Origin of the sequence: Streptomyces sp. Isolate_45 (assembly GCF_024721315.2) — a bacterium.
Taxonomy (GTDB): domain Bacteria; phylum Actinomycetota; class Actinomycetes; order Streptomycetales; family Streptomycetaceae; genus Streptomyces.
Genome location: NZ_JANFAK020000113.1, coordinates 21,767 through 27,766, shown reverse-complemented (window position 1 = coordinate 27,766; position 6,000 = coordinate 21,767). Strand labels below are relative to the sequence as shown.

6 protein-coding genes are annotated in these 6,000 nt (G+C 70.7%); 4 read left to right on the top strand and 2 right to left on the bottom strand.

The genetic code is table 11. The features are described 5' to 3' along the window. Both NOD94_RS29115 and sigK read right to left on the bottom strand, forming a co-directional pair. Positions 1–632, bottom strand: a 632-nt coding sequence (locus NOD94_RS29115; protein ID WP_281209115.1) for an anti-sigma factor, incomplete at its 3' end; no start/stop codon positions are given. After that, positions 629–1,153 carry an ECF RNA polymerase sigma factor SigK gene (sigK, locus tag NOD94_RS29110; RefSeq protein ID WP_281209118.1) on the bottom strand — a complete coding sequence of 175 codons (525 nt, stop codon included), beginning with the start codon at positions 1,151–1,153 and terminating at the stop codon, positions 629–631. The genes NOD94_RS29115 and sigK, both read right to left, overlap by 4 nt. 309 nt (positions 1,154–1,462) lie before the next feature. Here sigK and NOD94_RS29105 point away from each other — a divergent pair, with 309 nt between their 5' ends. The 4 genes from NOD94_RS29105 (at position 1,463) to NOD94_RS29090 (ending at position 5,983) form a co-directional block, all read left to right on the top strand. Further along, positions 1,463–2,284: a chitosanase gene (locus tag NOD94_RS29105; RefSeq protein ID WP_281209117.1), complete on the top strand. Its 822-nt coding sequence runs from the start codon at positions 1,463–1,465 to the stop codon at positions 2,282–2,284. A 190-nt stretch (positions 2,285–2,474) separates the two neighbouring features. Then, complete coding sequence (locus tag NOD94_RS29100; RefSeq protein WP_281209114.1) at positions 2,475–2,828, top strand: DUF805 domain-containing protein; 354 nt, start codon at positions 2,475–2,477, stop codon at positions 2,826–2,828. Positions 2,829–3,077: 249 nt separating this feature from the next. Then, positions 3,078–5,297, top strand: coding sequence for an NADP-dependent isocitrate dehydrogenase (locus tag NOD94_RS29095; protein WP_281209113.1), 2,220 nt, complete (start codon positions 3,078–3,080; stop codon positions 5,295–5,297). 140 nt (positions 5,298–5,437) lie between these two features. Continuing rightward, on the top strand, positions 5,438–5,983 hold the full coding sequence (locus NOD94_RS29090; protein WP_281209112.1) for a GNAT family protein: 546 nt from the start codon (positions 5,438–5,440) through the stop codon (positions 5,981–5,983). Positions 5,984–6,000: the final 17 nt, after the last annotated feature.

Here is a 6,000-nt window from a genome sequence, read left to right as displayed (position 1 = left end):
GCCCGCCCCACGGGGCCCGTCAACACGGTGGCGCCGTCCGCGCGGACCAGCCCGGCCGGCCGCATCACCGACCCGTCGGCGAACCACAGCTGGTACGTCCGACCCGCCGGAGCGGCGGGCAGCCCCGAGCTGACGAAGGCCGCCCGGTCGCGCGACGCGGACACCACCACCTTCCCCGTCATGCCCGACCCCGGGCGGGTGGTCACCGTACGGGCGTCCGGGGCGGAGAGCACCGCCGTCAGGTCCTGGAGGGCGATCGCCGTCCGCTGCGCCTGCTCGTGTTCGCGCAGGGCCGCCCCGCCGAGGGCCAGTGCCCCCGCCAGGCAGGCCGCCAGGGCCAGCGGCAGGGCACGGCGGCGCAGCGCCACGATGCTCCGCCGAGCGGGGGGTTGCTGGCGCACCCCGTCGATGCGGGCGAGGACGGTCCGCCGCATCCCGGGCGGGGCGGGCAGGGCGACCGCGGAACCGAGCCGGGCCGCCGTCGCCGAGAACTCCCGTACGTCCTGGGTGCACAGCGCGCAACGTTCCAGGTGCCGTTCGAAGGCGTCACGTTCGCCGGGGTCGAGCGCGTTCAGGGCGTAGGCCCCGGAGAGCGCGTGGAGTTGTTGGCTGTCGGTGCCGGTGCGGCTCATGCCGTGACCCCCATGCAGTCGCGCAGCCGGATCAGTCCGTCGCGCAGCCGAGTCTTGACCGTGGGCAGTGGGGTGTTCAGCGTCTCGGCCACTTCGCGGTAGGTCAGGCCGCCGTAGTAGGCCAGGTTGACGGCCTGCCGCTGCAGGTCGGTCAGGCCGCGCACGCAGCGCCGTACCTGCTCGCTCTCCAGCCGGATCTCCACCTGTTCGCTCACCTCGTCGTACGGGCGGGCGTGCTCGCGCGAGGCGGTGTCCTGTTCGCGGGCCGTCGCGGCCTGCGCCGAACGCACCCGGTCCACCGCGCGGCGGTGCGCGATCGTCAGCACCCAGGTCATGACGCCGCCCTTGTCCGGTCGGTAGCGCGGGGCCTGCCGCCAGACCTCGATCAACACCTCCTGGGCGACCTCCTCGGACTGCGCACGGTCCCGCAGCACCTTGACGACGATGCCGTGGACGGGGCCCGCGATCACGTCGTACAGCGCGGCGAAGGCGTCCTGGTCACCGCGGGCGACGAGCTCCATCAGGTTCGGGAGATCGGGGGCGGACCGTTCCTGCGGGGCGCCGAAGGGAATGGACTGCCTCACGCCGCTCCCCTCCGCCCGTGCCGTGCGGGGCGCGGTCGCGTACGGGTCATGGCGGGTCCTCCGGGTGGGTGACGGCGGCGGTCATGGAGCACTTCGGAGCCGCGGCGCGTGCGGATTGGTTTCTTCCGCAGATGGCCCGCAGGGGGTGTCGGCACCCCCCGATATCTGGTAGGAAAGTTTCCTAACGGAATCGGGAAGCCTCAACCACCGTACGGAGGCCTTGTGTTCACCCCTCACCGCAAGACGATGACGATCGGCGCCCTGCTCGGCGCGGCCCTGCTCGCGGCCCCGGTGGCGGCGCACGCCACCGCGACCCCGGCGTCCGCACCCGCCCCCGCGACGGCCGTCGCGGCCGCCGCCACCGGACTCGACGACCCGGCGAAGAAAGACATCGCCATGCGGATCGTCTCCAGCGCGGAGAACTCCTCGCTGGACTGGAAGGCGCAGTACAAGTACATCGAGGACATAGGCGACGGTCGCGGCTACACCGCCGGGATCATCGGCTTCTGCTCCGGCACCGGCGACATGCTCGACCTCGTCGAGTACTACACCCGGGTCAAGCCGGGCAACGTGCTCGCCAAGTACCTGCCGGCCCTGCGCGACGTCGACGGCAGCGACTCGCACGCGGGCCTCGACCCCAACTTCACCAAGGACTGGGCCAAGGCGGCCCAGGACGCCGAGTTCAAGAAGGCCCAGGACCACGAACGTGACCGGGTCTACTTCAACCCGTCGGTCAAGCAGGGCAAGACGGACGGCGTGGGAACCCTCGGTCAGTTCATCTACTACGACGCCATCGTCATGCACGGGGACGGCACCGACTCCACCAGCTTCCGCAACATCCGCAAGCGCGCCCTCACCAAGGCCAAGCCCCCCGCCCAGGGCGGCAACGAGACGACCTGGCTCAACGCCTTCCTCGACGCCCGCGTTTGGGCGATGAGGCAGGAGGAGGCGCACAGCGACACCAGCCGCGTCGACACCGCCCAGCGGGTCTTCCTGAAGAAGGGCAACCTGAACCTCGACACCCCGCTCGAATGGAAGGTGTACGGCGACTCCTTCCGCATCGGCTGACCCGCCGCCCGAGCCACCTCCGCACCACCCGTCACTGCCGACGAAGGATGTCCCAACTCCCTTCGAAAACAAGGGTGGTGGCCAATTCCCATTCCCTGGAAGTGGCTTGGGCGCGTCGTCCCGAGGGCATAAATCCGGCCCGCCCCCTTCCGATGGGCGGGGCCGTCGATGCCGTCCTTAGGGGGGACCCGTGAACTACTACGTCGACGTCATCAAGCGCTACGCGGACTTCAACGGCCGATCGCGCCGCCAGGAATACTGGATGTTCGTCCTGTGCACCATCCCCGTCGTCATCGTCCTGACGGTCATCGACTTCGCCCTGGGCAGCTACCCGGTCATCACCTGGATCTACACCCTGGCCGTGTTCCTTCCCACGCTGGGCCTCAGCGTCCGGCGGCTGCACGACACCGGCAAGTCCGGATGGTGGTACCTGGTCGGCCTCATCCCGTTCGTCGGATGGATCTGGATGATCGTCCTCATGGCCACCGAGGGTGACGCCGGACCGAACGCGTACGGCGCGAGCCCCAAGCAGATCCACGCCTGAACGACCCGCTCTCCCGGCGCCGCCGCAGACCAGCCACGGTCGACGGCGGCGCCTTCGTCGTTCCACCGCCGGACCGCGGCCGGGTACGCCGTCGTTCCGCGGCCGCGGTCCGCCGTCGTTCCGTCCGAAGGTGATGCGCGTCTCGTCCGACTTGGGGCAGGGGGCTGTCCAGGTCGACCCGATCACGAGATATCTTGATGTCGAGCAATGTTGCAGACGAGAGACGCAGACTGTGGAGCGGAGCATCCGGTGACTGACTCGACCATCATCTACACGCACACTGACGAGGCCCCGGCCCTCGCGACGTATTCCTTCCTGCCTGTGATCCAGGCGTACGCGTCGACGGCCGGTGTGAATGTCGAGACCCGTGACATCTCCCTGGCCGGTCGGATCATCGCCAGCTTCCCCGAGCACCTGGAGGAGAGCCAGCGGATCGCCGACGCCCTCGCCGAGCTCGGCGAACTGGCGAAGACCCCCGAAGCCAACATCATCAAGCTTCCCAACATCTCGGCCTCGATCCCGCAGCTGAAGGCCGCGGTCGCCGAGCTCCAGGCCCAGGGCTACGCCCTCCCGGCCTACCCGGACGACCCGAAGACCGACGAGGAGCGCGAGATCCGCGCCCGCTACGACAAGGTCAAGGGCAGCGCCGTCAACCCGGTCCTGCGCGAGGGCAACTCCGACCGCCGCGCCCCCGCCTCGGTGAAGAACTACGCCAAGGCCCACCCGCACCGCATGGGCGCCTGGACCTCCGAGTCGAAGACGAACGTCGCCACCATGGGCGAGAACGACTTCCGCTCCACCGAGAAGTCCACCGTGATCTCCGAGGCCGGCACGCTGCGCATCGAGCACGTCGCCGCCGACGGCACCACCACCGTGCTGCGCGACTCCGTACCGGTCCTCGCCGGTGAGGTCGTGGACGCGTCCGTCCTGCACGTCGACGCCCTGCGCACCTTCCTCAACGACCAGATCGAGCGCGCCAAGGCCGAGGACGTCCTGTTCTCCGTGCACCTCAAGGCGACGATGATGAAGGTCTCCGACCCGATCATCTTCGGTCACGTGGTCCGCGCCTTCCTCCCGAAGACCTTCGCGCGCCACGGCGAGACCCTCGCCGCCGCCGGCCTCTCCCCGAACGACGGCCTCGGCGCCGTCCTGAACGGTCTGGCCGCCCTGCCCGACGGCGACGCGATCAAGGCCTCGATCGACGCCGAGATCGCCGAGGGCCCGGCCCTCGCCATGGTCGACTCCGACAAGGGCATCACCAACCTGCACGTCCCGTCCGACGTCATCGTCGACGCCTCGATGCCGGCCATGATCCGCACCTCCGGCCACATGTGGGGCCCGGACGGCGCCGAGGCCGACACCCTCGCGGTCCTCCCGGACAGCAGCTACGCCGGTGTCTACCAGGTCGTCGTCGACGACTGCCGCGCCAACGGCGCCTACGACCCGTCCACGATGGGCTCGGTGCCGAACGTCGGCCTCATGGCCCAGAAGGCCGAGGAGTACGGCAGCCACGACAAGACCTTCGAGATCGCCGCCGCGGGCACCGTCCGCCTCGTCGACGCCGCGGGCAACACGGTCCTGGAGCAGGAGGTCGCCAAGGGCGACATCTTCCGCGCCTGCCAGACCAAGGACGCGCCGATCCAGGACTGGGTCAAGCTCGCCGTCACCCGCGCCCGCGCCACCGGCGTCCCGGCCGTCTTCTGGCTGGACGAGGGCCGCGCCCACGACGCGCAGCTGATCTCCAAGGTCAAGACCTACCTCGCCGACCACGACACCGACGGTCTCACCATCGAGATCCTCTCCCCGGTCGAGGCCACCGCGTACTCCCTGGAGCGCATCCGCCGCGGCGAGGACACCATCTCCGTCACCGGCAACGTGCTGCGCGACTACCTGACCGACCTCTTCCCGATCCTGGAGCTGGGCACCAGCGCCAAGATGCTGTCGGTCGTCCCGCTGATGAACGGCGGCGGCCTCTTCGAGACCGGCGCCGGCGGCTCCGCCCCGAAGCACGTCCAGCAGCTCGTCAAGGAGAACTACCTCCGCTGGGACTCCCTCGGTGAGTTCCTCGCGCTGGCCGTCTCCTTCGAGCACCTCGCGACCACCACCGGCAACGCCCGCGCCCAGGTGCTGGCCGACACCCTGGACCGCGCCACCGGCACCTTCCTCAACGAGGACAAGTCGCCGAGCCGCAAGCTGGGCGGCATCGACAACCGCGGCAGCCACTTCTACCTCGCCCTGTACTGGGCGCAGGAGCTGGCCAAGCAGACCGACGACGCCGAGCTGGCCGCCGCGTTCGGCGCCCTCGCCAAGACGCTGGCCGAGCAGGAGCGGACCATCGTCGACGAGCTCATCGCCGTCCAGGGCTCCCCGGCCGACATCGGCGGGTACTTCCAGCCCGACGCGGCCAAGGCCGCGGCGATCATGCGCCCGTCCGAGACGCTGAACCAGGCGCTCGCGATCCTGGGCTGAGTCCGGATCCCGGCTCACCCCGGGGACCCCGCACACGGAACCGCCCCGGCCGGCACCACGCCCGGCCGGGGCGGACCCGTACCCGCAGCGCCCCGCAAACCCGGTTGTGGACAGGCGGTCCCGGCGGCTAGTAAGACCGGGTGATCCGAGGAAACCTGACCGGGCTGCGCGCCCGGCTCCCCGAAGACGTACCCGTGCTCCACACGGAGCTCTACGAGGACGTCGCGACGCGCTCGCGCGCCGACTCCCGGCCCTGGCGCCCGCTGAGCGCCGCCGGCGGACACTCCCCGTACGAGCCGGCCGCCCCCGCCGACGACGTGGTGTTCTTCTCCGTCGTCGACCTGGCCTCGGGCGAACTGGCGGGCGAGGCCCTGCTGTGGGGCATCGACACCCACAACCGCGGCGCGCATCTCGGGATCTCGCTGCGCCCGGGCTGCCGCGGGCGGGGCTTCGGCGCCGAGGTCGTGCAGTTGCTGTGCCGGTACGGGTTCACCGTGCGCGGACTGCACCGGCTCCAGGTGGACACCCTCGCAGACAACGCGGCGATGATCGGAGCCGCCCTGCGGACCGGCTTCGTCCTGGAGGGCACGCTACGACGCTCCGCGTGGGTGAGCGGCGCCTTCGTCGACGAGGTGATCCTCGGGCTGCCGGCCGAGGAGTGGCGGCCCGAGCCCCGGCAACGGTGACCCCCGGCGGGGACCCG

What these genes read in the sequence shown, in the direction of transcription:
- sigK (WP_281209118.1), bottom strand. Translation starts at nt 1,153, where the DNA reads ATGGAGCTCGTCGCCCGCGGTGACCAGGACGCCTTCGCCGCGCTGTAC.
- NOD94_RS29105 (WP_281209117.1), top strand. Translation starts at nt 1,463, where the DNA reads ATGACGATCGGCGCCCTGCTCGGCGCGGCCCTGCTCGCGGCCCCGGTG.